The sequence below is a fragment of the Pseudomonas sp. JV241A genome (assembly GCF_900275665.1).
Taxonomy (GTDB): Bacteria; Pseudomonadota; Gammaproteobacteria; order Pseudomonadales; family Pseudomonadaceae; genus Aquipseudomonas; species Aquipseudomonas wadenswilerensis.
Genome location: NZ_OPYO01000037.1, coordinates 478,257 through 504,809, shown reverse-complemented (window position 1 = coordinate 504,809; position 26,553 = coordinate 478,257). Strand labels below are relative to the sequence as shown.

Below are 26,553 nucleotides of genomic sequence, written 5' to 3'. Positions count from 1 at the left end.
GCGGTTCACCGGTTTAGTTCCGGACGTTTAAAAACTATTTGCGATAGATGGGAAATTTCCGGCACTGATTCCATCTAGCCAGGCCAGAAGCCGCGACGATATGCCGCAGCTTTTCCCCGATTTTCAGCGCATTTTTAGTGCGCTTCGTCCCAATTTGCCCCCACTCCGACCTCAACCAGCAACGGAACATCCAACTGGGCAGCCCCGCTCATGTGTGGACGAATTTGCTCGCGCACCTGCTCGACCAGGTCTTCGCGCACCTCCAGCACCAGTTCATCGTGCACCTGGAGGATTACCCGGGCATCCAGGCCCGAATCGGTCAGCCAGTTATCCACAGCGACCATGGCGCGCTTGATGATATCGGCCGCCGTGCCCTGCATCGGCGCGTTGATTGCAGTGCGCTCGGCGCCTTTGCGCAGGGCCGGGTTCTTGGCGTTGATCTCCGGCAAGTACAGGCGCCGGCCAAACAGGGTTTCGACATAACCTTGCTCGGCCGCCTGGGCGCGGGTGCGCTCCATGTAGGCCAGCACGCCGGGGTAGCGGGCGAAGTAACGATCGATGTAGGCCTGGGACTGTTTACGGTCGACGCCGATCTGCTTGGCCAGGCCGAAGGCGCTCATGCCGTAGATCAGGCCGAAGTTGATGGCCTTGGCGCTACGTCGCTGGTCGGTAGTGACCTGCTCCAGCTCAACGCCGAATACCTCGGCAGCGGTGGCACGGTGAACGTCCAGGTCGTTGCGGAAGGCGTGCAGCAAGCCTTCGTCCTGGGCCAGATGGGCCATGATCCGCAGCTCGATCTGCGAATAGTCCGCCGCCAGCAGTTTGTAGCCCGGGGCCGCAACGAAGGCCTGACGGATACGCCGGCCTTCGGCGGTACGGATCGGGATGTTCTGCAGGTTCGGGTCGCTGGACGACAGGCGCCCGGTGGCCGCCACCGCCTGATGGTAGGAGGTGTGGATACGCCCGGTGCGGGGGTTGATCTGCTCTGGCAGGCGATCGGTGTACGTGCTCTTGAGCTTGCTCAGGGAGCGGTACTGCATCAGCACCTTGGGCAGCGGGAAGTCCATGTCGGCCAGTTCCGCCAGCACCGCTTCGGCGGTGGAAGCCTGGCCCTTGGCGGTCTTGTTGAGCACCGGCATACCGAGCTTGTCGTAGAGGATCACGCCCAGTTGCTTGGGCGAACCGAGGTTGAACTCCTCGCCGGCGATCTCGAAGGCCTGGCGTTCCAGCTCGGCCATTTTCTCGCCCAGCTCGATACTCTGCACGCCCAGCAGCTTGGCATCGACCAGCGCGCCCTGGCGTTCGATCTTGGCCAGTACCGGTACCAGCGGCATCTCGATGTCGGCCAGCACCGATTGCAGGCTTGGAATCTGCGCAAGCTTCTGCTGCAGGGTCTGGTGCAGACGCAGGGTCACGTCGGCGTCTTCCGCGGCATAGGGGCCGGCCTGTTCCAGGGTGATCTGGTCGAAGGTCAACTGCTTGGCACCTTTGCCGGCGATGTCGGTAAAGCCGATGGTAGTGTGGTTCAGGTACTTGAGCGCCAGGCTGTCCATGTCATGACGGGTGGCGGTGGAGTCGAGCACGTAGGACTCGAGCATGGTGTCGTAGGCCACGCCCTGCATCTGGATACCGTTGGCAATGTCGCCACCACCGATGGCGCAGTGGGCCAGGATGTTCATGTCGTACTTGGCGTTCTGCGCCACCTTGACCTTGGTCGGGTCCTCCAGCAGCGGCTTGAGCGCCAGCAACACGCTGTCGCGGTCGAGCTGCTCGGGCACGCCCATGTAGGAATGGGTCAACGGCACATAAGCGCCTTCATGGGCCTGGACCGCGAACGACACGCCGACCAGTTGCGCCTGCTGGGCATCGAGCCCGGTGGTTTCGGTGTCGAAAGCGAACAGTGGCGCCTGGCGCAGCTTCTCTAGCCAAGCGTCGAATCGGGCCTGGTCGAGGATGGTTTCGTACTGGGCCTCGACCACTTCCTGCGGCGCTTCGACCACCACCTCCTGGCCGGCGCGCTTGGCGTCGCGCTGGACTTCGTCGATCCAGCTCTTGAATTCCATCTCCGTATACAGCGCCAGCAGCGCGTCACGGTCTGGCTCGCCGCAGACCAGCGCATCGACTTCAACGTCCAGTGGCACGTCAATCTTGATGGTTGCCAGCTCATAGGAAAGGAACGCCGCGTCACGGTGCTCTTCAAGCTTCGCCGGCAGGGTCTTGGCGCCGCGAATGGCCAGGGCCGGAACCTTGTCGAGGTTCTGGTAAAGGTCGCTCAGGCCGCCGCCGATACCGGTCAGCAGGCCCACCGCGGTCTTTTCGCCTACCCCCGGTACACCCGGGATGTTGTCGACCTTGTCGCCCATCAGGGCGAGGAAATCGATGATGTGCTCAGGACCGACGCCAAATTTCTCGTGCACGCCAGCCACGTCGAGCACGCTACCGGTCATGGTGTTGACCAGCGTAATGTGGCCGTCGACCAGCTGCGCCATGTCCTTGTCGCCGGTGGAGATGATCACCGGACGCCCGGCCGCAGCGCTGCTGCGCGCCAAGGTGCCGATAACGTCGTCGGCTTCCACGCCTTCGACGCACAGCAGCGGGTAGCCCAGGGCACGCACGCTGGCGTGCAACGGCTCGATCTGCACCCGCAGGTCGTCGGGCATGCTCGGCCGGTTGGCCTTGTACTCGGCGAACATTTCGTCGCGGAAGGTGCCGCCCTTGGCGTCGAAGACCACCGCGAACAGGCTGTCCGGATACTGCTTGCGCAGGCTCTTGAGCATGTTCAGCACGCCCTTGACCGCGCCGGTTGGCAGGCCCTTGGAGGTAGTCAGTGGTGGCAGCGCGTGAAAGGCGCGGTACAGGTACGAGGAACCGTCCACCAGGACGAGGGGAGCTTGGCTCATGTGCAGAATCAACCTTTTCGACGGGCCCGGCGCTAGAATGTCCGGAACATTGACGACAAAGGGACAAGGTTATCATGCGTACACTAAATCGCCTGTTGCTGCTCAGCCTGTTGGCAGTCACTCCGGTCGTCACCCTGGCAGCGGACGACGCGCCATCGGCTGATCCGGATGTAACCATTCGCACGGAAGGCGACAAAACCATCCAGGAATACCGGCAAAATGGCTTCCTGTATGCAATCAAGGTGACCCCGAAAGGCGGCAAACCTTACTTCCTGGTACGCGCTGATGGTTCGGAGGGCAATTTCATCCGCTCCGACCAACCGGACATGCTGATCCCGTCGTGGAAAATCTTCGAGTGGTAAGCCGTACCCTTTACATCAACCTGGCACTTCCCTGCTGAAGTGCCCGTATGGGCAATTTTTGATCATGTCAGTCTTCACCCCCCTGACCCGGCCTGAGCTGGAAACCTTTCTGGCGCCGTACGGCCTGGGCCGCCTGCGGGACTTCCAGGGCATTGCCGCCGGTACCGAGAACAGCAACTTCTTTGTCAGCCTGGAACAAGGGGAGTACGTGCTGACGCTGGTCGAACGCGGGCCGATCCAGGACCTGCCGTTCTTCATCGAACTGCTCGATGTGCTGCATGAGGCCGATCTGCCGGTACCGTACGCCTTGCGTGGCAACGACGGCGTGGCCCTGCGAGAGCTGGCCGGCAAGCCTGCGCTGCTGCAGCCACGGCTGCCGGGCAAACACATCAAGACCGCCAACAATCAGCACTGCGTGCAGGTGGGCGAGTTGCTCGGGCACCTGCACCTGGCCACCCGTGACAAGGTCCTGGAGCGCAAGACCGACCGCGGCCTGGACTGGATGCTGGAAACCGGCGCCGAACTGATGCCGCGCCTGAACGCCGGACAACGCCAGCTGCTGCAGGCTTGCCTGGACGAGGTGGGCGAGCACAAGGCGCAGATCATGGCGCTGCCCCGGGCCAACCTGCATGCCGACCTGTTCCGCGACAACGTGCTGTTCGAAGGCACCCACCTGACCGGCCTGATCGACTTCTACAACGCCTGCTCGGGGCCGATGCTCTACGACCTGGCGATCACCCTGAACGACTGGTGCTGCGATGATGCCGGGCTCATCGACGGCCCGCGGGCGCGGGCGTTGCTGGGGGCTTATGCGGCGCTGCGGCCGTTCACTTCGGCCGAGGCCAACCTGTGGCCGGTGATGTTGCGCATTGCCTGCGTGCGCTTCTGGCTGTCGCGCTTGATTGCTGCCGAGTCGTTTGCCGGGATGGACGTGCTGATTCACGATCCGGCGGACTTTGAAGTGCGCCTGGCGGCGCGGCAGCAGGTGGAAATCGCTTTGCCGTTTGCGTTGTGAAACATCGCGGGGCAAGCCCGCTCCTACAATAGGTCGGAGCGGGCTTGCCCCGCGATCAGGGCGTCACAACTTCTCCAGGCACCCCGCCAGATCATTCCCCAGCGTCTCCAGCAACTGCTCATAGCCCTGGGCACTGGCTGGCGCGGTCCCGCCCAGCGCATCCAGCTCAGCCAGGGTCACCGGCAGCCCCGCCGTCAGCGTTTCGGCCAGCCGTGGCCGCAGTGGCGGCTCGCTGAACACACAGGTCTTGCCCACTTCCTGCAGACGCTTGCGCATCGCCGCCACGTGCTGAGCACCTGGCTGCACTTGCGCAGCCACGCTGAACACCCCGGTGTGTTTCAGGCCATAGGCCGATTCGAAGTAATCGAAAGCCTCATGGAAGACAAAAAACGGTTTGCCGCTGATACCCGCCATACGCTTTTGCAGGCGCAGGTCGAGTGTATCCAGGCGCTCGCCAAAGGCCTTGAGGTTGCTCTGGTAGCGCGCCGCGTTGGCAGGGTCGGCAGCGCTGAGGTCAGCCGCCATCTTCGCCGCAATCACCCGGGCGTTGACCGACGACAGCCACAGGTGCGCATCGAGGCTGCCGGGGCGGTGATCGTGGTCATGATCGTCGCCATCTTCGTCGTGGGAGTGGCTATCTTCGCCAAAGTGGCGCAGGTGCAGGCCAGGCAGGTCCTGCACGGCGACGCTTGGCTTGCTGCGGGTCTTGAGCACACGAGGCAGGAAGCCTTCCATGTCCGGGCCGATCCAGTACAGCAACTCGACATCACCCACGCGCCGTACGTCGGAAGGACGCAGGGCGTAATGGTGCGGCGAGGCGCCTGGCGGCAGCAGCACTTCAGGGGTGCCGACGCCATCCTGAACCGCTGCAGCGATCTGTTGCAGGGGCTTGATGCTGGTCAGCACACGCACTTCGGCCTGTGCCTGGGCCATCGCCAAGGTGGCGATAAAAGCGACAAAAAGGGCAAAAAATCGGGACACGATGACCACTCACAGGGGCTGAAACAGGTAACATAATAACGTCTCCAATCAGAACCGTCGCCGCTCATGCCTAAAACCCCGCTGGCCAACCGCCCCCACGACCACTCCCATTGCGTGCACAGCGCCCTGGCCGAGGCCGATGCGCTGTGCGCACGCCAGGGTGTGCGCCTGACCGCCTTGCGCCGGCGCGTGCTGGAGCTGGTATGGCAGAGCCACAAGCCGCTGGGTGCCTACGACATCCTTGCCGTGCTGAGCGAGCAGGACGGTCGCCGGGCGGCGCCGCCCACCGTGTACCGGGCGCTGGATTTCCTCCTGGAAAACAGCCTGGTGCACCGCATTGCCTCGCTCAACGCCTTTATCGGCTGCAGTCACCCCGAGCATGCGCACCAGGGGCAGTTCCTGATCTGCCGCGAATGCCACGTGGCCATCGAGCTTGAGCAAAGCAGCATCAGCGACGCCATCGTCGCCAGCGCCAAAGAGGTCGGTTTCAGTGTCGAAGCACAGACGGTCGAAGTGGTTGGCCTGTGCGGCAACTGCCGGAGCGCCTGATGAGCAATGCGCTGATTCGCCTCGAACAGGTGGGCGTGAGCTTCGCCGGCCAGGCGGTACTCGACAGCATCGACCTGGCCGTGGAGCCCGGACAGATCGTCACCCTGATCGGCCCCAATGGTGCCGGCAAAACCACCTTGGTGCGCGCCGTGCTGGGCCTGCTCAAGCCGCATACCGGCAAGGTCTGGCGCAAGCCACGGCTGCGCATCGGCTACATGCCGCAAAAGCTTCAGGTCGATGCCACCTTGCCGCTTTCGGTCCTGCGTTTTTTGCGCCTGGTACCCGGCGTTGACCGCGCGGCGGCGCTGTCGGCATTGAAGGAAGTCGGCGCCGAACAGGTCATCGACAGCCCGATCCAGGGCATTTCCGGCGGTGAGATGCAGCGTGTATTGCTGGCCCGGGCGTTGCTGCGCGAACCTGAACTGCTGGTACTCGACGAACCGGTGCAAGGCGTCGACGTCGCCGGCCAGTCCGAGCTGTACAGCCTGATTACCCGCCTGCGCGACCGTCATGGCTGCGGCGTGCTGATGGTTTCCCACGACCTGCACCTGGTCATGAGCACCACCGACCAGGTGGTCTGCCTGAACCGTCACGTCTGCTGTTCCGGCCATCCGGAGCAGGTCAGCGGCGACCCGGCTTTCGTTGAGCTGTTCGGCAGCAACGCGCCGAGTCTGGCGATCTATCACCACCACCACGACCACGCCCACGACCTGCACGGCTCGGTGGTTACCCCGGCCAAAGGCGGCCATGTCCACGGAGATCACTGCAAGCATGGCTGATTTTCTGCTTTACGCCCTGCTCGCAGGTTTGTCTCTGGCACTGGTCGCAGGCCCTCTGGGGTCCTTCGTGGTCTGGCGGCGCATGGCCTATTTTGGCGACACCCTGTCCCATGCCGCGCTGCTCGGCGTCGCCCTGGGCTTTGTGCTGGATGTCAGCCCGGCCCTGGCGGTAACCGTCGGCTGTCTGTTGCTGGCTATCCTGCTGGTGACCCTGCAACAGCGTCAGCCGCTGGCCTCGGACACCCTGCTGGGGATTCTTGCGCCCAGCACGCTTTCCCTTGGCCTGGTGGTACTGAGCTTCATGCACGATGTGCGCATCGACCTCATGGCCTACCTGTTTGGCGACCTGCTGGCCATCAGCCCGGGGGATCTGGCCTGGATTCTCGGCGGCAGCGCCGCAGTGCTGCTGTTGCTGGTGGTGCTGTGGCGCCCGCTGCTGGCGGTCACCGTGCATGAAGAACTGGCCATGGTCGAAGGCCTGCCTGTCGCCGCGCTGCGCCTGGCGCTGATGCTGCTGATCGCGGTAGTGATCGCCGTGGCGATGAAGATCGTCGGCGTGCTGCTGATCACTTCGCTATTGATCATTCCCGCCGCTGCGGCGCAACGTCACGCTCGCTCGCCGGAACAGATGGCCCTGGGCGCCAGCCTGCTGGGGGTGACTGCGGTTTGCGGAGGGCTAGCGCTATCGTGGTTCAAGGACACCCCGGCCGGGCCGTCCATCGTGGTCTGCGCCGCAGTGCTATTCTTGCTAAGCCTGGCACTGCCCCGGCGCTGAAGGCGTGGGGTGCAGCCTCGGCGGTTGCACCCTGCGACATTAAAAACGCGCAGGGTCCTGAAGAGTTATTTTCGAGTCTGCGGACTGGGTGTAGACTTGCTCGCTTTTTGCGCAAATAGAGAGTCGCAGGAATGAAGCCGTTCGCCTCCCGTTATCTGCTCCTTGCCGCGTTTTCGCTGATCCTCGCCGCGTGCTCCAGCACCCCGGCCGACAACGCCGCCGTGCCTGCCCAGCCTGATGCCTGGCAGCAGCTGGAGCAAAGCATCGCCAGCAGCGAGCTGGCCACTGCCGAAGATCAACTCGCTACCCTGCAAAGCCAAGCGCCAAATGACAGCCGGATCGAGCAATACCAGCGTCAGCTGGCCGAAGCCTATCTGCAACGCAGCCAGATCGTCCTGCAAAAGGGTGATGTGAATGCGGCTGCCACCGCATTGGCCCGCGCCCGCGCGCTGATGCCCAAGGCACCAGCGCTGACCGGTGGTGTCAACGGCGCTATCGCCCAGGCGCGCAAGGCCGAGCTCGATAAAGCCGAGGCTGCCCTGAAGGCCGCCGAAGCCCGCCCGGCCGCCAAACTGATCGACCCGACCGCGCCCAACACGGTCGTTGCATTGAAAACTACGAATATTCGCGAAATGCGCAAGCAACTGGATGACATCGCCGCCGATGTGGTCAATTACCAGTGCGAGGTGGTGTTCCAGGTTCCGCGTAAGCAGGATGCGCCCTGGCTGCAAACCCTGCTGGGCAAACGGGTGAAAAAACTCGACAGTGAATTTGCCTTGCAGCAAAGCCACGAGATTCATCGCAATCAGCCTGCCCAGGCGGTGTTGATCCCGCGCCGCCCGTAACAAAAAGGGTGCCCAGGCGGGCACCCGGTTCCTGCCTCAAGCCGGAATGGCTTTCGCTGCAGCCTCACGCGCCCACACCCGATGCTTGCTGATTGCAGTGATGAAGGCCTTGTAAGCTTTGTCATCGTTGCCTAGCAGCAAACCGCTGTCGACCTTGAGCCCCAGTTTGTCGAGCACGGCTTGCGCCTCGCTGGCCAAGCCGATCGGCTTGAGGTGCTTGTAGGCTTCGAGCAGGAAGTGCACCGCTACACCATCACCCGCCAGGGCCTGCAGTGAGGCCTTGCCGCCCGGCACCCAGACTGCATCGAAAATCACCGACGGCATGCCTTGCATCGAAGCATCCACTGCCAACGGCTTGCCCTGGGCGGTCTTGACCGGCGCCGAAGTAGGGCCAAGTACCTTGATCTGTGCGCTCTCGGCTTCCAGCGCCTTGACCAGGCCATCGACACTGGCGGCATCCACCCCATCGGCCACCAGCACTGCGACCTTGCGGCCCTTGATGCCTTCGCCCAGCAGGTTCATCTGACTCAGGGCAGGGGACTCCTTGAGGCTTGGCGCAGGCACATCCACCGTGCCTTTCTTCGGCGCCGGCAGGCCCAGATTCGCCGCCACGCGCGCGGCCAGCTTGAGGTCGATGTTGGCGAGGATCTCGTTGACCTCGCGGGCGCGGATGAACTCACGCTCAACCTTGCCCAGCTCGAAGCTGTAGGCACTGACGATGTGTTCCTGCTCGGTCGGGCTCATGCTCTGGAAGAACAGCCGTGCCTGGGAGAAGTGGTCGGCAAACGACGGGCTGCGCTGGCGCACCTTGTGCGCTTCGATGCGTTCCGGGTACGACTCGAAGCCACCATCGCTGGCTGCTGGCGCGGTCTCCTTGGGCCAACCGCCGTCGATCGAGTTGGGTTCATAGGAAGTGCGGCCCTTGTCCACGGTGGTCCGGTGCAATGCATCACGCTGACCGTTGTGGTTGGGCGCCAGCGGGCGGTTGATCGGTATCTCGTGGAAGTTCGGCCCGCCGAGCCGGCTGATCTGGGTATCGGTGTAGGAAAACAAACGGCCCTGCAGCAGCGGGTCGTTGGAAAAATCAATGCCGGGAACGATATGCCCGGGGCAGAAGGCAACCTGTTCGGTTTCGGCAAAGAAATTGTCCGGGTTGCGGTTGAGCACCATCTTGCCCAGCGGCGTAACCGGCACCAGCTCTTCGGGGATGATCTTGGTCGGGTCGAGCAGGTCGAAGTCGAACGTGTGCTCGTCTTCTTCAGCAACGATCTGCACGCCGAACTCCCATTCCGGGTAATTGCCGGTTTCGATCGCTTCCCAGAGGTCGCGGCGGTGGTAGTCGGTATCTTTACCCGCCAGCTTCTGCGCTTCGTCCCAGAGCAGCGAACATACACCAGCCTTGGGCTTCCAATGGAATTTGACGAAGCTTGACTTGCCTTCGGCATTGATCAGTCGAAAGGTGTGCACACCGAAACCCTGCATGGTCCGCAGGCTTTTCGGAATGGCGCGGTCGGACATCGCCCAGATCACCATGTGCGCTGACTCCGGCACCAGCGAAACGAAGTCCCAGAAAGTGTCGTGGGCCGAGCCTCCGGTGGGAATTTCGTTGTGCGGCTCAGGCTTCACCGCATGGACGAAGTCGGGAAACTTGATGGCATCCTGAATGAAGAACACCGGCATGTTGTTGCCCACCAGGTCGAAGTTGCCTTCATCGGTAAAGAATTTGACGGCAAAACCGCGCACATCACGCACGGTATCACCAGAACCCCGTGGGCCCTGAACGGTGGAAAAACGCACGAACACCGGGGTAATTTTCTCCGGGTCCTGCAGGAAGCCGGCCTTGGTCAAGGCGGCATGAGATTCGTAGGCCTGGAAGTAACCATGGGCCCCGGTACCGCGGGCATGCACGATGCGTTCAGGGATGCGCTCGTGGTCAAAATGCGTGATCTTCTCACGCATGATGAAGTCTTCAAGCAGCGACGGGCCACGGTCGCCAGCCTTGAGGGTGTTCTGGTTGTCGGCAACCTTGACCCCCTGATTGGTGCGCAGAGCCTGGCCGGTGGCGTCACTGCGAAACACCTCCAGGCTTTGCAGCTTGGCGTTGGTATTGGCCCGGTCGGGGGTCTGGGTACCGGCGAGTTGGCTTTCCTTGGGCGGGTTCTTCTTGCTGGGCATCAGTGTGCTCTCCTCACTCAATCAGTCCTGCGGTTCGACCCCACGGTGGGCCCTATTCAGTAGGGACTGATGGCTTGTGCAGGCGTTCCTTCGGATTGACCACTGATCGCGTTATTCCAGTAGCATTGGTCAATTGCGAAATAAATGCTAAGAACCTCTATACGAACAGGCTAAAATGCGCGCCCGGCTAACCGCTGACCCCATTCCCATGCGCCCCACAAGGTTCGCTACGTGATCGAGTTTCAAAATGTTCATAAAACCTACCGCGTAGCCGGTAGGGATATTCCCGCACTGCACCCGACCAACCTGAGCGTCGAAGACGGCCAGGTGTTCGGGCTGATCGGCCATTCCGGTGCCGGTAAAAGTACCCTGCTGCGCCTGATCAACCGCCTGGAAGCGCCGAGCGGCGGCAAGATCATCGTCGACGGCGAAGACGTCACTGCGTTCAACGCCAACGATCTGCGCCGATTCCGCCAGCAAGTCGGGATGATCTTCCAGCACTTCAACCTGCTGGCCTCCAAGACTGTCGCCGACAACGTGGCCTTGCCACTGACCCTGGCCGGCGAGCTGTCGCGCAAGGAAATCGACACCCGCGTCAACGAACTGCTGGCCCGCGTCGGCCTGTCCGATCACGCGAAAAAGTACCCGGCGCAGCTCTCCGGCGGCCAGAAGCAGCGCGTCGGCATCGCCCGCGCCCTGGCTACCAAACCGAAGATTTTGCTGTGTGACGAAGCCACCAGCGCCCTTGACCCGCAAACCACCGCTTCGGTGTTGCAGTTGCTGGCCGAGATCAACCGCGAATTGAAACTGACCATTGTGCTGATCACCCATGAAATGGACGTGATCCGCCGGGTCTGCGACCGCGTGGCCGTAATGGACGCCGGGCAGATCGTCGAGCAGGGCCCGGTGGCCGATGTGTTCCTGCATCCGCAACACCCGACCACCAAGCGCTTTGTCCAGGAAGATGAACAGATCGACGAGAGCGAACAGCGCGACGACTTCGCCCACGTGCCAGGGCGCATCGTGCGCCTGACCTTCCAGGGTGACTCGACCTACGCGCCGCTGCTGGGCACTGTGGCCCGGGAAACCGGTGTGGACTACAGCATCCTGGCTGGCCGCATCGACCGTATCAAGGACACCCCGTATGGGCAGCTGACCCTGGCCGTCACTGGCGGCGACATGGAAGCGGCGTTTGCCCGCTTCACTGCGGCTGATGTTCATATGGAGGTACTGCGTTGATGGACGCTTTGAGTTTCTTTGCCAACGTCGACTGGGCCGAAATCTGGCTGGCCACCATCGACACCATGATCATGCTGTTCGGCTCGCTGTTCTTCACCGTGCTGCTCGGCCTGCCGCTGGGCGTGCTGCTGTTCCTCTGCGGCCCGCGCCAGCTGTTCGAGCAGAAGGGCGTGTACGCGCTGCTGTCGCTGGTGGTGAACATCCTGCGCTCGCTGCCGTTCATCATCCTGCTGATCGTGATGATCCCCTTCACCGTGCTGATCACCGGCACCTCGCTGGGCGTCGCCGGGGCCATCCCGCCACTGGTGGTTGGAGCCACGCCGTTCTTCGCCCGCCTGGTGGAAACAGCGCTGCGTGAAGTCGACCGCGGCATCATCGAAGCCACCCAGTCGATGGGCGCCACTACCCGCCAGATCATCATGAACGCCTTGCTGCCCGAGGCCCGCCCGGGCATCTTCGCGGCCATTACCGTCACTGCCATTACCCTGGTGTCCTACACCGCCATGGCCGGTGTAGTGGGCGCTGGCGGCCTGGGTGACCTGGCGATCCGCTTCGGTTACCAACGTTTCCAGACCGATGTGATGGTGGTCACCGTGGTTCTGCTGCTGGTCCTGGTTCAAGTCCTGCAGAGCGTGGGCGACAAACTGGTTGTGCATTTTTCCCGTAAGTAACCCCATGGGTCGGCACTAGCCGACGCACCGGGGGCCGGATCGGCCCTCACAAGGAGTGATTTGATGAAAAAGCTGCTTGCTGTTGTCGCCGCCGTCGCGGCTTTCTCGGCCCAGGCCGAGACCCTGACCGTCGCCGCCACCCCGGTGCCGCACGCCGAGATCCTCGAGTTCGTCAAACCGGCCCTGGCCAAAGAAGGCGTGGAACTGAAGGTGAAAGTATTCACCGACTACATCCAGCCGAACGTACAGGTCGCCGAGAAACGCCTGGACGCCAACTTCTTCCAGCACCAGCCGTACCTGGATGAGTTCAACAAGGCCAAGGGCACTGATCTGGTCAGCGTTGCCGGCGTGCACCTGGAGCCGCTGGGCGCCTACTCGAGCAAGTACAAGAAGCTCGACGAGCTGCCTTCGACTGCCACCGTGGTCATCCCCAACGATGCCACCAACGGCGGTCGTGCCTTGCTGCTGCTGGACAAGGCCGGTGTGATCAAGCTCAAGGACAACAAGAACATCCTCTCGACCGTCAAAGACATCACCGAGAACAGCAAGAACCTGAAATTCCGTGAGCTGGAAGCCGCGACCATCCCGCGCGTGCTGACCCAGGTCGACCTGGCGCTGATCAACACCAACTACGCGCTGGAAGCCAAGCTCAACCCTGAGAAGGATGCACTGGTCATCGAAGGCAGCGATTCGCCTTACGTGAACATCCTGGTGACCCGCGAAGACAACAAGGACGCGGACGCTGTGAAGAAGCTGGTAACAGCCCTGCACACGCCGGAAGTGAAGAAGTTCATCGAAGAGAAGTACAAGGGCGCGGTCAAGCCGGCGTTCTGATTCAAAGACCTATCGCGGGTCAAGCCCGCTCCCACAGGTTTTGTGGGAGCGGGCTTGACCCGCGATGCTTTCAGTCGCGCTTAACCAGCCCAGGCAATTGAGCAACCAGCTTCTGGTTGTTGAACGGCGCCCGGATAAACCCGCGCTGCTTGCCATCCGGCCCCAGCAGTGCCAGGTTGCCGCTGTGATCAACCGTGTAGTTCGGCTTGCTGGTATCGGCCGGAATGAACGGAATGCTCACCGCATTGGCCAGCTTCTGAATGTTCTCCAGCGAGCCGGTCACCCCGCGAAAATCCTTGTCGAAATAGCCCAGGTACTGCTTCAGCTGTGCCGGGGTGTCGCGGTTCGGGTCGACACTGACCAGTACCACCTGCAATCGGTCTACCGCCTCTTTGGGCAGCTCGCTTTTCACCTGGCGCAGCTGGGCGAGGGTGGTCGGGCAAATGTCCGGGCAGAAGGTGTAGCCGAAGAACAGCAGCGACCACTTGCCCTTGAGCTCGTCCATCACCACCGGCCGACCCTGCTCGTCGGTCATCTCCACGGCAGGCACGGTGCGGCTCTGTGGCAGCAGGATGATGCCGGCATCGATCAGCTCGGTAGGATTACCCTCGCTGCGGCCATTGAGCACCTTGTTGACGGTAAGCCCGAGGATCACGGCGACCAGGGCAACGAGAATAAAGACGGTTTTCTGGGTTCGAGTCATAGGTTCAACAGTAGGTAGTGGTCAACAAGCAGCGCGATGAACAGCAGCAACAGGTACCAGATAGAGTACTTGAAGGTCTTGATCGCCGCGTGCGGCCGACTGCCACGGTACAACACCCAGGCCCACTGCAGGAAGCGCCCGCCCAGGGCCAGGGCGCAGGCCAGGTACAACGGGCCGCTCATGTGGATGGCGTAGGGCAGCAGGCTGACCGCCAGCAAAACCAGGGTGTACAGCAGGATATGCACCTTGGTGTAGTGTTCGCCGTGGGTCACCGGCAGCATGGGAATATCAGCCTTGGCGTACTCCTCCTTGCGGTGAATGGCCAAGGCCCAGAAGTGCGGCGGCGTCCAGGCGAAGATGATCAGCACCAGCAGCAATGGCTCGGCGCTGATATGCCCGCTGATTGCCACCCAGCCCAGCAGTGGCGGGGCGGCGCCGGCCAGGCCGCCGATAACGATGTTCTGCGGCGTGGCGCGCTTGAGAAAGCCGGTGTAGATCACCGCGTAGCCGAGCAGCGAGGCCAGGGTCAGCCAGGCGGTCAGGGCATTGGTGAAGACCAGCAGCAGGGCCATGCCCATTGTCGCCAGCAGCAGGGCAAAGGCCAGTGCCGCCGCCGGTGCCACTCGGCCTTCGGCAATCGGGCGTTTATGCGTACGCGCCATCAGCGCGTCGATACGCCGGTCCACCACATGGTTGACCACCGCAGCACCGCCGGCGCAGCAGGCGATGCCAAGGTTGCCGAACAACAGGATGGTCCACGGAACCCCGGCGCGGGTGGCGAGGAACATACCGACCAGCGAGGTGATCAGCATCAGCACCACCACCTTGGGTTTGGTCAGCTCCAGGTAATCACGCCAACCTGCTTGCAGCCTGCGCTCGCTCAGAAGCGTCGCCATGAGTTATCTCCCAGATAATGAACGACTCCGCCGCTAGCCAGCGGGGTCAGGCGCCAGCCCTGGCTGACCCGACGAACTTTGGCCTGGGCAACCAGGCGAATGCGGTAATTGACCAGCACCATGCTCAGCAACAACATGGCGCCACCGGCGTTGTGCGCCACGGCCACAGCCAGCGGCAGGTGGAACAGCACGTTGCTGACCCCCAAGGTCACCTGCACTGCCAGCGCCACCAGCACCAACCCGGCCAGCCTGCTCAAGCCATGGCGATGCAGCTTCCAGCTCAGGGTCAGCATGACTGCGGTCACCAGCAAGGCACCCAGGCGGTGACTCATGTGAATCGCCGTGCGCGCATCGCTGTCGAGCTGGCCGCCGAGGTAATTGGGGCCGATGTGCTGGGTCAGGTGAAAGCCGTTGGCAAAATCGGCCTGCGGCCACCACTGGCCATGGCAGGTCGGCAGGTCAATACAGGCCACTGCCGCGTAGTTGGCGCTGACCCAGCCACCCAGGGCGATCTGGCCGATCACCACCAGCAAGCCCAGCGCCGCCACCCGGCGCACGCTCAAAGGCAGCTTGGGCAAGGGTGCAAAGGCCCGCGACAGGCGCAGGCTGAGCAGGAACAACAGGCTCAAGGTGGCAAAGCCGCCCAATAGATGTGCCGTAACCACCTGCGGCCAGAGCTTGAGGGTCACCGTCCACATGCCGAAGGCCGCCTGGGCGAACACCACGCCGAGCAACAGCAGGGGCAGGCGATAAGGCTGGCCATCGCGGCCATGACGGCGCCAGGCCTGCAGGGCCAGCAGCGTGATCACCAGCGCCAGGGTGCCGGCAAAGTAGCGATGGACCATTTCGTTGCGGCCCTTGTGCGCCTCCACCGGAGTGTCGGGGAAGTGCAGCTCGGCGTGGGCCAGTTGCGCTTCGGTCTTGGGCACGCTGATAAAGCCATAGCAGCCCGGCCAGTCCGGGCAACCCAGGCCGGCGTGGGTCAGGCGGGTATAGGCACCGAGCAACACGACAACCAGTGCCAGCAGGGTGGCGAAGACGGCGAGGCGAAATCCTGGTCTGGCCATGGCGATGTCCTACCCGATGTTGGACAGCTTCAGCAGGTGGCGCAGGTCGTTGAGCAAGTCCTTGCCCTTGACCCTGGCGTCGTAGCGCAGCACCAGGTTGCCGTGCGGGTCGATGATCCACAGCTGGGCATCCTGTTTGCCCTGGCTGACCGCGCCGTAGCGCGACAGGTCCAGGGAGTAACGCTGCAGTTGCGGGTACTCGCGGTCCAGCTTGGCCTGGTAGTCGCTGGCCAATGGCTGGGCGGCGGCCAGGGCATGGCTGGCGCGGCTGGCATCGCGGCCCAGGCCGATCTGGATCTGCCGGGCCAGGTACACCAGTTGCTGGCAGTCCAGTGCGCAATCCTTGGGCGTACTCACCAGCAGTTGCCAGCGCCCCTCGTCAGCGCTCACCCCCAGGTCGGTGCGGGTCTGGCCGTTGCCGATCATTTCCCCGTGGTAGCTACGGCTGTCGGGCACCCAGAACTTGAGTTTGTACATGCTGGTGGCAAGGATCATCGGGCCGAGTACCACCAGCAGGATCAGCAGCAGCTGCAGCCGCCCGCGCGCACGACTGCGCGGGACCTTGCCTTCAGACATGTTGAGTGGACTTGTGACGGCTCCCATGCTGTTTCTCCTTGTTGTTATGCCAGCCGAAATAGAGGTAGAGCAGCCCCAGGGCCAACGCCAGGGCAAACCACTGCACGGCGTAACCCAGGTGTTTTTCCGGGCCCAGAGCGACTACCGGCCAGTCCAGCCGGTAGCTGGCCGGGCCCGGTTCCAGGCGCAATTCGTGGGCGAAACCATCGCGGCCCAACAGCGGCCACAGCATGCTGGCGTCGATGGCGGTGATCAGCCGCGGCCAGCTGCCGCCTGCCGGGTCGGCCTGCAATTGAAAGGTGGCGCCCGGGGCGACATACACCGAGGCGTCCAGGCTCAAAGGCTGATCAGGCGTGCTGAACTGCACGGGTATGCGCCGGTCCGGCCAGGGCAACCAGCCGCGATTGATCAACAGCCACAGGCCGCTGGCCTGGTCGAGAAAGGGTTGCAGCAGCTCGACGCCGACCTGGCCATCGCGCATGCGGTTATCCAGCAACAGGCTGTGCTGACCATCAAAACGGCCATACAGGTGCACCCGGCGATATGCCGGATCATCGATCTGCAGTAACTGCGCACTGCCTACCGCGTCGCCGGCACTACGCTCGGCGTAGGCCTGCAGCAGCTGGCGTTTCTGCTCGGCACGCCCGAGCTGCCAGCAGCCGAGCGCAATCAACCCCGGCAGCAGCAACAGCACCACCAGGGTCGGCACGATGCCGGGGCGAAAGCGCGTCACCGGGCCCTCGAAAGGTCAGTCGCTATACTTGTACTCATCACTGCATCCCCCCGGAGTTTCGCCATGCTGAAAGCCGCGATTGTCCTGATGCTGTTGGCGACCATCGCCAGCCTGTTCAGCGGCCTGTTCTTTCTGGTCAAGGACGACGGGCAGTCGACTCGCCTGCTTAAAGCCCTGACTGTTCGCGTCACCCTGGCCGCCTTGACCCTGGCCCTGGTGACCTGGGGTTTCTATAGCGGCCAGTTGGTGTCCCACGCGCCGTTCTGAACCCGGCTACAGCACATAAACAAAGATAAACAGCCCCACCCAGACCACATCGACGAAGTGCCAGTACCAGCTGGCCGCCTCGAAACCGAAGTGTTTGTCGGCGTTGAAGTGCCCGCGCATGATCCGCACCAGCATCACGAAAAGGATCAAGGTGCCCATGGTCACGTGGGCACCATGGAACCCCGTGAGCATGAAGAAGGTGGCGCCATAGATGCCCGAGCCCAGGGTCAGCCCCAGTTCGGTATAGGCCTCGTGATACTCGTAAGCCTGCAGCACCAGGAAGCCCAGGCCGAGCAGGATGGTCAGCGCCAGCCAGGCCTTCAGCGGCCCGCGGTGGTTCTTGCGCAGGGCATGGTGGGCGATGGTCACGGTGACACTGGAGCTGACCAGCAGGATGGTGTTGATCAGCGGCAGGTGCCAGGGGTCGATGATGTCCTTGGGCGGCGGGAACAGTTTCGGGTCTGGGGTATTGAGCAACGGCCAGGCGAACTCGAAGTTCGGCCAGAGCATGTGGGTCACACCCTTGGCACCATCGCCACCGAGCCAGGGCCCGGCCAGGTTGCGCACATAGAACAGCGCACCGAAAAAGGCGATGAAGAACATCACCTCGGAGAAAATGAACCACGACATGCCCCAGCGGAACGAGCGGTCCAGCTGCGGGCTGTAGAGCCCGGCGCGGCTTTCCTTGACCACCGCGCCGAACCAGCCGAACAGCATGTAGGCCAGGCACAGGGCACCGAAGAAGAAGATCCACGGCCCGTGGGATTCCGGCCGCCCGGCCTTCAGGTCATTGAACCAGGTGCCCAGGCCGAACACCGTGATGAACATGCCGACCGTGGCAATGATCGGCCACTTGCTTTGCGCCGGGACGTAATAGTGCTCATGGGAAGCCATCTTGGTGTTCTCCTTATCGGGCGCCCTGTGCAACCGGGTCCGCCAGGTGTGCAACCGGCGGGTGGCGAGCGGTGATATCGAACAGCGTGTAAGCCAGTGTCAGGTGTTTCACATCCTTGGGCAGGTCGCGGTCGACGATGAAGCGCACCGGCATTTCGATGCGCTCACCCGGCTGCAGCACCTGCTGGGTAAAGCAGAAGCATTCGGTCTTGTGGAAATACGCCGCCGCCTCGGCTGGAGTAATACTGGGAATGGCCTGGGCGCTCATGGGTTTGTCGGTCGGGTTGCGGGCGATGAACACCATCTGGTTGACCGCCCCCGGGTTGACGTCGATCTGGTCGGCGGTGGAATAAAAGTCCCAGACCATGTCGCTGGCGTTGGTCGACATGAACTGCACCTTCACCGTACGGTTGGGGTCGCTGACCTGGGTGCCTTCGTACTGCCCGCCGGTCTTGCCATTGATGCCAAAGGCCTTGCACATCACGTCGTAGATCGGCACCAAGGCAAAACCGAAAGCGAACATCACCACGGTCAGCAGCATCAGCCGCCAAACCAGGCGTTTGAGCGAGGTCCCTTCACTCATGGCTGCATCCTCGGGCCGGAGCCGTTCATTTCACTTCCGGAGGAGTCTGGAAGGTGTGATAGGGCGCCGGTGACGGTACCGACCATTCCAGCCCTTCGGCGCCATCCCAGGGTTTGGCCGGCGCCGGGGCGCCGCCGCGAATGCACTTGATGACGATGAACAGGAAGAAGATCTGCGTGGCACCGAAGGTAAAGGCGCCGATTGACGAGATCATGTTGAAGTCGGCGAACTGCAGGTTGTAGTCCGGAATCCTGCGCGGCATGCCGGCCAGGCCCACGAAGTGCATGGGGAAGAAGGCCATGTTCATGCCCACGAACGACAACCAGAAGTGCAGCTTGCCCAGGGTTTCGTCGTACATATGCCCGGTCCACTTCGGCAGCCAGTAATAGGCCGAGGCGAAGATGCCGAAGATCGCACCGGGCACCAGCACATAGTGGAAGTGAGCAACCACGAAGTAGGTGTCGTGGTACTGGAAGTCCGCCGGGGCGATCGCCAGCATCAGCCCGGAAAAGCCACCGATGGTGAAGAGGATGACGAAGGCGATGGCAAACAGCATCGGTGTCTCGAAGGTCAGCGAGCCTTCCCACATGGTGCTGACCCAGTTGAACACCTTTACCCCGGTGGGCACCGCGATCAGCATGGTGGCGTACATGAAGAACAACTCGCCGACCACCGGGATGCCGACCACGAACATATGGTGGGCCCAGACGATAAACGACAGGAAGGCGATCGCCCCGGTGGCGTAGACCATGGAGGTGTAGCCGAACAGCGGCTTGCGCGAGAACGCCGGGATGATCGAGCTGACCGCGCCGAAGGCCGGCAGGATCATGATGTACACCTCGGGGTGGCCGAAGAACCAGAACACATGCTGGAACAGCACCGGGTCACCGCCGCCGGCGGCGCTGAAGAAGCTGGTGCCGAAGTGGATGTCCATCAGCATCATGGTCACCACACCCGCCAGCACCGGCATCACCGCAATCAGCAGGAAGGCGGTGATCAGCCAGGTCCAGACGAACAGCGGCATTTTCATCAGGGTCATGCCCGGGGCACGCAGGTTGAGGATGGTAGCGATAACGTTGATCGCGCCCATGATCGAGCTGATGCCCATCAAGTGGATGGCGAAGATGAAAAAGGTCACGCTTTCCGGCGCATAGGTGGTCGATAGCGGGGCGTAGAAGGTCCAGCCGAAGTTCGGCCCGCCGCCGGGCATGAACAGGGTCGAGACCAGCAGCAGGAAAGCTGCCGGCAACAGCCAGAAGCTGAAGTTGTTCATCCGCGGCAGGGCCATGTCGGGCGCGCCGATCATCAGCGGGATCATCCAGTTGGCCAGGCCGACGAAGGCCGGCATCACCGCACCGAAGACCATCACCAGGCCGTGCATGGTGGTCATCTGGTTGAAGAATTCCGGCTGGACGATCTGCAGGCCAGGCTGGAACAGTTCGGCGCGGATGACCATGGCGAACGAGCCGCCCAGCAGGAACATCATGAAACTGAACCACAGGTACATGGTGCCGATGTCCTTGTGGTTGGTGGTCAGCACCCAGCGCATCAGGCCCTTGGCCGGCCCGTGGGCGTGCTCATGACCGTGGCTGTGGTCGTCGATCACTGCGCTCATGTCCTGTCTCCTGCAGTCCGTTGGCTGGGGCGCGGATACGCGTCAACCCGGCTCATTTGCTTTCTGCCTGTTTGATCGCCAGCACGTCTTTTGGCGTGACCATGTCGCCCTTGTTGTTGCCCCAGGCGTTACGCTCGTAGGTCACCACGGCGGCGATATCGACTTCCGAGAGCTGCTTGCCGAAGGCGGCCATGGACGTGCCCGGCTTGCCGTGGAAGACGATGCTCAGGTGATCTTCCTTCGGCCCGGTGGCAATCTTCGACCCCTTGAGCGCCGGGAACATCGGTGGCAGGCCCTGGCCTTCGGCCTGGTGACAGGCCACGCAGGTGGTGTGGTAGACCTTGTCGCCGCGCTCGACCAGCTCTTGCAGGGTCCATTCCTTACTGGTCAGCTCCTTGAGCTTGGCCGCTTCGGCCTTGCGCTCGCCGAGCCAGGTGTCGTAGTCGGCCTTGGACTTAACCTCGACCACCACCGGCATGAAGCCATGGTCCTTGCCGCACAATTCGGTACATTGGCCGCGGTAGATGCCGGGCTTCTCGATCCGGGCCCAGGCTTCGTTGACGAAGCCGGGGATGGCGTCACGCTTGACCGCAAAGGCCGGCACCCACCAGGAATGGATAACGTCGGCGGCGGTCACCAGAAAGCGCACCTTGGCCCCCACCGGCAGCACCAGCGGCTGATCGACTTCGAGCAGGTAGTGCTCATCCTTGGGGGCTTTGTTGTGGATCTGCTCGGCGGGGGTGGCCAGGTTGCTGAAGAACTCGACGTCCTGGCCCAGGTATTTGTAATGCCATTTCCACTGGTAACCGGTGACCTGGATGTCGACGTCCGATTCGCTGGCGTCGTAGATATCGATCAGGGTCTTGGTCGCCGGGATGGCCATGGCCACCAGGATCAGGAACGGCACTACCGTCCACATGATCTCGACCCAGGTGTGCTCGTGAAAATGCGCAGGCTGCTGGCCGGTGGAGCGACGGTGGATGATCATCGACCAGAACATTGCGCCAAAGACCACCAGACCAATGATCACGCAGATCCAGAAGATGGTCATGTGCAGGTCGAACACTGCGTTGCTGACTTCAGTCGCCCCTGGCGCCATGTTCACGGTCCAGGCGGCGTGCGCCTGACCGAATACCGACCACAACAGGAGGCCCATCCAGACATGTGGATGTCGCATCATTGCGGGTTCCCCTTATCGTTCTTGTTATCCCGGAGGCGTGGACCTACGGCTAAGGGTACGGCGGCCAAGACTGCGAACTTCGACGACCGAGCCCCTGCGAACTGCAGTCGGGCCTCATCAGCGAATCACTTTCAAACCGGAGTATAGACAGCGACCCCGGCCTCGCAACGCGCGCAAGGAAAACATCAGAAGAAGTTGAACGTTTGCGCGCAAAGCCGCGAATTACCTGGCTTGGGGCACAATGATGGCATTTCGATATAATTGGCGAATATTAAGTTGTTAATGGTTATGCCAAATGCGTCTTAGCCATTTTCAGAACCGAGCTACCTTATGTCTTCCGTTTGTCACGCCTTTACCCTGGAGTTGTCATGAACATCGCCGCTTTGCGCGAGCAGATCACCCGTGCCCGTCAACATGAGACCGAAACCGGCCAACTGAAAGAGCAACTCGAAAAACAGCTGCCCCACCTGCATCCTTCAATCCATTTGCCAGAGGCCGATGCCCAAGGCGCCCTGGCGCGCTTCGTCGGCGCTTATATCGATCAGGTTCCGGAATTGCTGGAAGCGGCCAATGACGTTGCCCGCGAAGCCGGCATCGAGTCGCAGATCAAACCGGTGCTGAAAATCGCCGAACAGTATTTCCTGCAACCGCCCACCATCACCAATACCCACCTGGGCCTGGGCTGCCTGCTGGATGAGGCCTACCTGGCCCACCGCCTGGTGGAAGAAGTTAACGATCTGTACATCAAGCACTTCAACCAGCCGCTGATCCCGCTGGACACCACCGTGGCCAACCTGATCGCCCATCAACTGATTGGTGAAGACTTTGCCAACCAGCTGGATGAAGTGGTGCACCACTCGGTGGATGAGATGCTCAATGACCAGAGCTTTGCCCTGGAGTCAGTCGAACAGTACCGCGACAAGCTCAGCAGCCCGGACACTGGCGAAGCCTGGAAGCGCTGGCCATGCCTGTCGCGGCAGTTGGGTGTGGGCCTGGAGCTGGATCAGCCGGCTTGAAAAAAGCATCGCGGGGCAAGCCGGCTCCCGGTAGGAGCGGGCTTGCCCCGCGATGAATCACCTCAGGCCCCCAACCCCGCCGTCGTGCGCACTCGCCCCTCGACCCGGCGCTTGAGTCGTCGCTGCTCGATCAGCAACCGCGAACCCTTGCCGGCGTTGGCCCGCCCCCAGTCCTCGAGCAGCTCCAGGCAGGAGTGGTCGATGTAACTGAGGTTGGCCAGTGGCACATGCAGGGTGGTCCCGGGCGGAATGCCTTCAAGCACCTGGGCCAGCGCGGGCACCTTGAGAAAGGTCGCCGCGCCGCTCAGGCGCAGCTCCAGATGGCCCGGTTGATCAAGGCTGACCACGCTGATTTTCAGGCGTGCGGCCTTGAGCGCCAGCTTCAGCAGGGTCAGGGCAAAACCGAGCAACACGCCGGTGAGCAGGTCGGTGAAGATGATTGCCAGCGCAGTCGCGGCATAGGTCAACATCGGCATGCGTCCATAGCGCCCGAGCCCGCGAAAGGCCTTGAAGTCGACCAGCTTGACCCCGGTGTAGACCAACACACCGGCCAGGCTCGCCACCGGAATCTGCTGCAGCACGCTGCTCAACACCACCACGAAGGCCAGCAACCAGACCCCGTGCAGGATCGCCGACAGGCGCGTCTGCGCGCCGGCCTGGACGTTGGCCGAGCTGCGCACGATTACCCCGGTCATCGGCAACGCACCGAGTACCCCACAGAGCATGTTGCCCAGCCCCTGCGCCGACAGTTCACGGTCGAAGTCCGAACGCTGGCCGTTATGCATGCGATCGACCGCAGCGGCAGAGAGCAGGGTTTCGGCGCTGGCTATAAAGGCCAGGGCGAAGGCGGCGACTAGCAGGTTCGGGTCGGCGAGGTTGAGCAGGTCAGTCGGGCGCAGCCAGTCGATGGCTTCGCTCAGGTTCGCCGGCACTTCGACGCGGTTCACCGGCAATGCCAGCCAGATGCTGATTGCGGTCATCAAGGCCACGCCAAGCAAGGCCCCCGGAACGAATCGTAGCGACTGCGGGCGCAAGCGCTCCCAAGCCCACATGATGGCAATAGTGCCAAGCCCGAGCGCACCGGCCTGCCAGCCATTGCCCCGGCTTTCCAACGGCAGCGCCTGAGTCAGGGTTGCCGGAAAGCCCAGCAGGTTGGCCAGGCCCGAGGGTTGGGGGGCGCTGTCGAACATCACATGCATTTGGGACAACACTATCAGCACGCCGATACCGGCGAGCATGCCGTACACCACCGCCGGCGCCGTGACCCGAAACCAGCAGCCCAGGCGCAAGCGCCCGGCGAGCAATTGCAGCAGGCCGGCCAACAGCAGGATCGGGCCGAGCATCGCCACGCCATGCTGGCGCACCAGTTCGAACACCAGCACCGCCAGGCCGGCTGCCGGACCGCTGACCTGCAACGGCGAGCCGGCCAGCCAACCGACGACAATGCCGCCGATGATCCCGGTGATCAGGCCCTTGGCCGACGGCATGCCCGAGGCAATGGCGATGCCCATGCATAAGGGCAGGGCGACCAGGAACACCACCACCGAGGCCAGCAATTCACGCGGCAAAGCCGCTTTCACTTGTGTCTTGTTCACCCTGTCACTCCTTCTTTCACGATTCATGGCCATTCCAATGGCCGCTGGCACAACCCCTGACACACGCGCAGGCACACACCGCCAGCGGGCGCCGGCAAGGCAGTCAGGGAAATTCAAGGCAGCCGATGACCAGGCCGCACCAGGCAGGTGCGGCCGTCAATCAGCTATTCGCGGGGGTGTCTGGAACGCTTAGTAGCGTCCTCTGGGTGTTGCGCAGGGGATCGGCTGACCTTGGGCAAGGGGCAGGAAGCTGTCGCTTGCCGCGTCGTAGGCTTCGATCTGGCTGGTTTCGATGTCGTAGATCCAGCCGTGAATAAACAGCTGGCCAGCCGCCAGGCGCGAGGCCACCGAAGGGTGGGTGCGCAAGTGGTGCAGCTGGGCGATGACGTTTTCCTTGGTCAGCACCTGCATGCTTTCATGCTCGCTGCCACAGGAGCAGTTGTCTTCGACCACCGTGCGGGCGACCTCGGCATGGCGCAGCCAGGCTTTGACCGTCGGCATCTTCTCCAGGCTCTGGGGGTTGAGCACCGCGCGCATGGCGCCACAATCGGAGTGACCGCAGACAATGATGTGGTGTACGCCGAGGGCCAGCACAGCATATTCGATGGCGGTGGATACGCCGCCGTTCATCTGCCCGTAAGGTGGCACGACGTTACCGACGTTGCGGGTCACGAACAGATCGCCAGGGGAGCTCTGGGTAATCAACTCGGGCACGATGCGCGAGTCGGCACAGGTGATGAACATCGCACGGGGCTTTTGCGCGGTGGCGAGTTTCTTGAACAGCTCCTGCTGCTCGGGAAAAACGTCGTGATGGAACCGCAGAAAGCCGTCGACGATATGCTTCAGGGCGGCATCGGCGCTCTCGGTGGGGGTTTCCGGGACGGCCTTGGATGGGTCCTTGACGGGCATGATTCATCCTCTTTGACGGTTTTAGGTTAAGTCCATTTTACCGGGTTGATGATTCAAACGGCGTATGACAGTTGGATGAAATACGCGCGCCAACAATCACATCAGTTGCTGGCTGAATTCCTACGCTACTCGGCGAAACTTAACTCAAACTGAATTGCGAGGCTCTAGTACGGGCGTTCCAGAGATTCAAAGAGTTGCCAGGATAATATCAAAAAAACATTAATGGCCAATACCCATTATTGAAATCAGAGCAGTGACATCTGCCCGCCAGGGGGGCAAAACGCACTGCAATCAAGCGCGTAGCCTTCGCGCCGGTTCAGCCCCAGGCGGCGGATCGCCTTGCTGAAGCGTTGCGCCAGCAACTCGGCAAATACCCCTTCGCCGCGCATGCGCGCACCGAAGCGGCTGTCGTACAACTCACCACCGCGACTCTGGCGGATCAAGCTCAGGACATGATTGGCCCGTTGCGGGTAATGGTCCTGCAGCCATTGCTCGAACAGCGGCGCGACCTCCAGCGGCAGGCGCAACATCATGTAGGCCGCGCTCAGGGCGCCGTTGGCCTTGGCCGCCTCGAGCAAGTGCTCAAGCTCGCTGTCGTTGATCATCGGGATCATCGGCGAGCACAACACCCCCACCGGAACACCAGCCTCAGTGAGCACCCGGATTGCCCGCAGCCGTGCCTTGGGTGCTGCTGCCCGGGGCTCCAGGGTGCGTTTTAGTTCGTCGTCCAGCGTGGTCAGGCTGATCATCACCTGCACCAGACGCTGCTGGGCCAGTTCGGCAAGCAGGTCAAGGTCACGCAGGATCAACGAGCCTTTGGTGACAATGGTGACCGGATGGCGATAACGCAGCAGCACTTCCAGCAGTCGGCGAGTCAGCTTTTGCTCGCGTTCGATGGGCTGGTAGGGGTCGGTGTTGGAGCCCAGGTTGATCGGCGCGCACACATAGCCCGGCTTGCTCAATTGCTGTTCGAGCACGGCGGCGGCGTTGGTCTTGGCAATCAGCTTGGTTTCGAAGTCCAGCCCCGGCGACAGGTCCCAATAGGCATGGCTGGGCCGCGCATAGCAGTAGATACAGCCATGCTCGCAGCCGCGATAAGGGTTGATCGCACGATCAAAAGGCAGGTCGGGCGAGTTGTTGCGGGTGATGATGCTCTTGGCGGTTTCGATGCGTACTTCAGTGCCCTGGGTCAGGGGCACTTCCTGGTACCAACCGTCATCCTCGGCCACCGAGCGATTCGGGGCGAAGCGGTTATGGGGATTGCTCGCGGTGCCACGACCCCGCACCGGTCCTTGAGGATTGAACATGAAAAACCCCGAATACTGTTTTTATATACAGTACACGGGGCTTGCGTTCGATTCCAGTACCGCTGGGCACCAGCCGAAAACGCTGGC

26 protein-coding genes are annotated in these 26,553 nt (G+C 62.4%); 11 read left to right on the top strand and 15 right to left on the bottom strand.

Annotation, left to right across the window (positions count from 1 at the left end; all coding sequences use genetic code 11):
* Nucleotides 1-134: 134 nt before the first annotated feature.
* Nucleotides 135-2,900, bottom strand: a complete 2,766-nt coding sequence (gene polA, locus JV241A_RS27175; protein ID WP_134065322.1) for a DNA polymerase I — start codon at nucleotides 2,898-2,900, stop codon at nucleotides 135-137.
* A 74-nt stretch (nucleotides 2,901-2,974) separates the two neighbouring features.
* On the opposite strand from polA, the gene JV241A_RS27170 reads away from it, so the two are divergent.
* Nucleotides 2,975-3,262 carry a DUF2782 domain-containing protein gene (locus JV241A_RS27170; protein ID WP_115084447.1) on the top strand — a complete coding sequence of 96 codons (288 nt, stop codon included), beginning with the start codon at nucleotides 2,975-2,977 and terminating at the stop codon, nucleotides 3,260-3,262.
* 64 nt (nucleotides 3,263-3,326) lie between these two features.
* Nucleotides 3,327-4,277 (top strand): homoserine kinase, encoded by a 951-nt coding sequence (locus tag JV241A_RS27165; RefSeq protein WP_115084993.1) that lies wholly within the window; start codon nucleotides 3,327-3,329, stop codon nucleotides 4,275-4,277.
* 63 nt (nucleotides 4,278-4,340) lie between these two features.
* Here JV241A_RS27165 and JV241A_RS27160 read toward each other — a convergent pair whose 3' ends face one another.
* Nucleotides 4,341-5,258, bottom strand: a complete 918-nt coding sequence (locus JV241A_RS27160) for a zinc ABC transporter substrate-binding protein (RefSeq protein WP_134065320.1) — start codon at nucleotides 5,256-5,258, stop codon at nucleotides 4,341-4,343.
* Between the two features lie 66 nt (nucleotides 5,259-5,324).
* Here JV241A_RS27160 and zur point away from each other — a divergent pair, with 66 nt between their 5' ends.
* From zur to JV241A_RS27140, 4 genes are all read left to right on the top strand, one after another.
* On the top strand, nucleotides 5,325-5,807 hold the full coding sequence (zur, locus tag JV241A_RS27155) for a zinc uptake transcriptional repressor Zur (RefSeq protein WP_115084449.1): 483 nt from the start codon (nucleotides 5,325-5,327) through the stop codon (nucleotides 5,805-5,807).
* Nucleotides 5,807-6,586 carry a zinc ABC transporter ATP-binding protein ZnuC gene (znuC, locus tag JV241A_RS27150; protein ID WP_115084451.1) on the top strand — a complete coding sequence of 260 codons (780 nt, stop codon included), beginning with the start codon at nucleotides 5,807-5,809 and terminating at the stop codon, nucleotides 6,584-6,586. The genes zur and znuC overlap by 1 nt, the downstream gene beginning before the upstream one ends.
* Nucleotides 6,579-7,361 (top strand): zinc ABC transporter permease subunit ZnuB, encoded by a 783-nt coding sequence (gene znuB, locus JV241A_RS27145; protein ID WP_115084452.1) that lies wholly within the window; start codon nucleotides 6,579-6,581, stop codon nucleotides 7,359-7,361. Before znuC ends, znuB begins: the two co-directional genes overlap by 8 nt.
* A gap of 131 nt (nucleotides 7,362-7,492) precedes the next feature.
* Nucleotides 7,493-8,206: a PA5502 family lipoprotein gene (locus tag JV241A_RS27140; protein ID WP_115084454.1), complete on the top strand. Its 714-nt coding sequence runs from the start codon at nucleotides 7,493-7,495 to the stop codon at nucleotides 8,204-8,206.
* Nucleotides 8,207-8,242: 36 nt separating this feature from the next.
* On the opposite strand, the gene katE is transcribed toward JV241A_RS27140, so the two are convergent.
* The gene (katE, locus tag JV241A_RS27135; RefSeq protein ID WP_134065318.1) at nucleotides 8,243-10,381 is read right to left on the bottom strand and encodes a catalase HPII; all 2,139 of its coding nucleotides are present in this window, start codon (nucleotides 10,379-10,381) and stop codon (nucleotides 8,243-8,245) included.
* Nucleotides 10,382-10,612: 231 nt separating this feature from the next.
* On the opposite strand from katE, the gene JV241A_RS27130 reads away from it, so the two are divergent.
* The 3 genes from JV241A_RS27130 to JV241A_RS27120 all read left to right on the top strand — a co-directional run bounded on the left by JV241A_RS27130 (nucleotide 10,613) and on the right by JV241A_RS27120 (nucleotide 13,125).
* A complete protein-coding gene (locus tag JV241A_RS27130; RefSeq protein WP_115084458.1) occupies nucleotides 10,613-11,620 on the top strand; it encodes a methionine ABC transporter ATP-binding protein in 1,008 nt (335 codons plus the stop codon).
* Entirely contained in the window at nucleotides 11,620-12,291 is a 672-nt protein-coding gene (locus JV241A_RS27125; RefSeq protein ID WP_115084460.1) for a methionine ABC transporter permease, read from the top strand. Before JV241A_RS27130 ends, JV241A_RS27125 begins: the two co-directional genes overlap by 1 nt.
* Before the next feature lie 63 nt (nucleotides 12,292-12,354).
* Complete coding sequence (locus tag JV241A_RS27120) at nucleotides 12,355-13,125, top strand: MetQ/NlpA family ABC transporter substrate-binding protein (RefSeq protein ID WP_115084461.1); 771 nt, start codon at nucleotides 12,355-12,357, stop codon at nucleotides 13,123-13,125.
* Between the two features lie 70 nt (nucleotides 13,126-13,195).
* On the opposite strand, the gene JV241A_RS27115 is transcribed toward JV241A_RS27120, so the two are convergent.
* The 5 genes from JV241A_RS27115 to JV241A_RS27095 are packed head-to-tail and all read right to left on the bottom strand — an operon-like array spanning nucleotide 13,196 to nucleotide 17,100.
* Nucleotides 13,196-13,828 (bottom strand): SCO family protein, encoded by a 633-nt coding sequence (locus tag JV241A_RS27115; RefSeq protein WP_134065316.1) that lies wholly within the window; start codon nucleotides 13,826-13,828, stop codon nucleotides 13,196-13,198.
* Nucleotides 13,825-14,724, bottom strand: a complete 900-nt coding sequence (cyoE, locus tag JV241A_RS27110; protein ID WP_115084465.1) for a heme o synthase — start codon at nucleotides 14,722-14,724, stop codon at nucleotides 13,825-13,827. Before cyoE ends, JV241A_RS27115 begins: the two co-directional genes overlap by 4 nt.
* The gene (locus JV241A_RS27105; RefSeq protein ID WP_134065314.1) at nucleotides 14,709-15,791 is read right to left on the bottom strand and encodes a COX15/CtaA family protein; all 1,083 of its coding nucleotides are present in this window, start codon (nucleotides 15,789-15,791) and stop codon (nucleotides 14,709-14,711) included. The genes cyoE and JV241A_RS27105 overlap by 16 nt, the downstream gene beginning before the upstream one ends.
* A gap of 9 nt (nucleotides 15,792-15,800) precedes the next feature.
* Nucleotides 15,801-16,394, bottom strand: a complete 594-nt coding sequence (locus JV241A_RS27100) for a hypothetical protein (RefSeq protein WP_134065312.1) — start codon at nucleotides 16,392-16,394, stop codon at nucleotides 15,801-15,803.
* The gene (locus tag JV241A_RS27095) at nucleotides 16,360-17,100 is read right to left on the bottom strand and encodes an SURF1 family protein (RefSeq protein WP_134065310.1); all 741 of its coding nucleotides are present in this window, start codon (nucleotides 17,098-17,100) and stop codon (nucleotides 16,360-16,362) included. The genes JV241A_RS27100 and JV241A_RS27095 overlap by 35 nt, the downstream gene beginning before the upstream one ends.
* A 63-nt stretch (nucleotides 17,101-17,163) precedes the next feature.
* Here JV241A_RS27095 and JV241A_RS27090 point away from each other — a divergent pair, with 63 nt between their 5' ends.
* Nucleotides 17,164-17,367, top strand: coding sequence for a twin transmembrane helix small protein (locus JV241A_RS27090; protein ID WP_010222642.1), 204 nt, complete (start codon nucleotides 17,164-17,166; stop codon nucleotides 17,365-17,367).
* A gap of 6 nt (nucleotides 17,368-17,373) precedes the next feature.
* Here JV241A_RS27090 and JV241A_RS27085 read toward each other — a convergent pair whose 3' ends face one another.
* The 4 genes from JV241A_RS27085 to coxB are packed head-to-tail and all read right to left on the bottom strand — an operon-like array spanning nucleotide 17,374 to nucleotide 21,639.
* Nucleotides 17,374-18,261 carry a cytochrome c oxidase subunit 3 gene (locus JV241A_RS27085; RefSeq protein ID WP_115084472.1) on the bottom strand — a complete coding sequence of 296 codons (888 nt, stop codon included), beginning with the start codon at nucleotides 18,259-18,261 and terminating at the stop codon, nucleotides 17,374-17,376.
* A 13-nt stretch (nucleotides 18,262-18,274) separates the two neighbouring features.
* On the bottom strand, nucleotides 18,275-18,844 hold the full coding sequence (locus JV241A_RS27080) for a cytochrome c oxidase assembly protein (protein WP_115084473.1): 570 nt from the start codon (nucleotides 18,842-18,844) through the stop codon (nucleotides 18,275-18,277).
* 25 nt (nucleotides 18,845-18,869) lie between these two features.
* The gene (ctaD, locus tag JV241A_RS27075; RefSeq protein ID WP_115084475.1) at nucleotides 18,870-20,459 is read right to left on the bottom strand and encodes a cytochrome c oxidase subunit I; all 1,590 of its coding nucleotides are present in this window, start codon (nucleotides 20,457-20,459) and stop codon (nucleotides 18,870-18,872) included.
* Between the two features lie 52 nt (nucleotides 20,460-20,511).
* Nucleotides 20,512-21,639, bottom strand: coding sequence for a cytochrome c oxidase subunit II (gene coxB / locus JV241A_RS27070; protein ID WP_115084477.1), 1,128 nt, complete (start codon nucleotides 21,637-21,639; stop codon nucleotides 20,512-20,514).
* Between the two features lie 368 nt (nucleotides 21,640-22,007).
* On the opposite strand from coxB, the gene JV241A_RS27065 reads away from it, so the two are divergent.
* Complete coding sequence (locus tag JV241A_RS27065) at nucleotides 22,008-22,655, top strand: hypothetical protein (RefSeq protein ID WP_134065308.1); 648 nt, start codon at nucleotides 22,008-22,010, stop codon at nucleotides 22,653-22,655.
* Between the two features lie 62 nt (nucleotides 22,656-22,717).
* Here JV241A_RS27065 and JV241A_RS27060 read toward each other — a convergent pair whose 3' ends face one another.
* The 3 genes from JV241A_RS27060 to JV241A_RS27050 form a co-directional block, all read right to left on the bottom strand.
* A complete protein-coding gene (locus tag JV241A_RS27060; RefSeq protein WP_166675761.1) occupies nucleotides 22,718-24,277 on the bottom strand; it encodes a SulP family inorganic anion transporter in 1,560 nt (519 codons plus the stop codon).
* 162 nt (nucleotides 24,278-24,439) lie between these two features.
* Nucleotides 24,440-25,159 (bottom strand): carbonic anhydrase, encoded by a 720-nt coding sequence (locus tag JV241A_RS27055; RefSeq protein WP_115084482.1) that lies wholly within the window; start codon nucleotides 25,157-25,159, stop codon nucleotides 24,440-24,442.
* 245 nt (nucleotides 25,160-25,404) lie between these two features.
* Nucleotides 25,405-26,466 carry a PA0069 family radical SAM protein gene (locus tag JV241A_RS27050; protein ID WP_115084484.1) on the bottom strand — a complete coding sequence of 354 codons (1,062 nt, stop codon included), beginning with the start codon at nucleotides 26,464-26,466 and terminating at the stop codon, nucleotides 25,405-25,407.
* Nucleotides 26,467-26,553 lie beyond the last annotated feature (87 nt).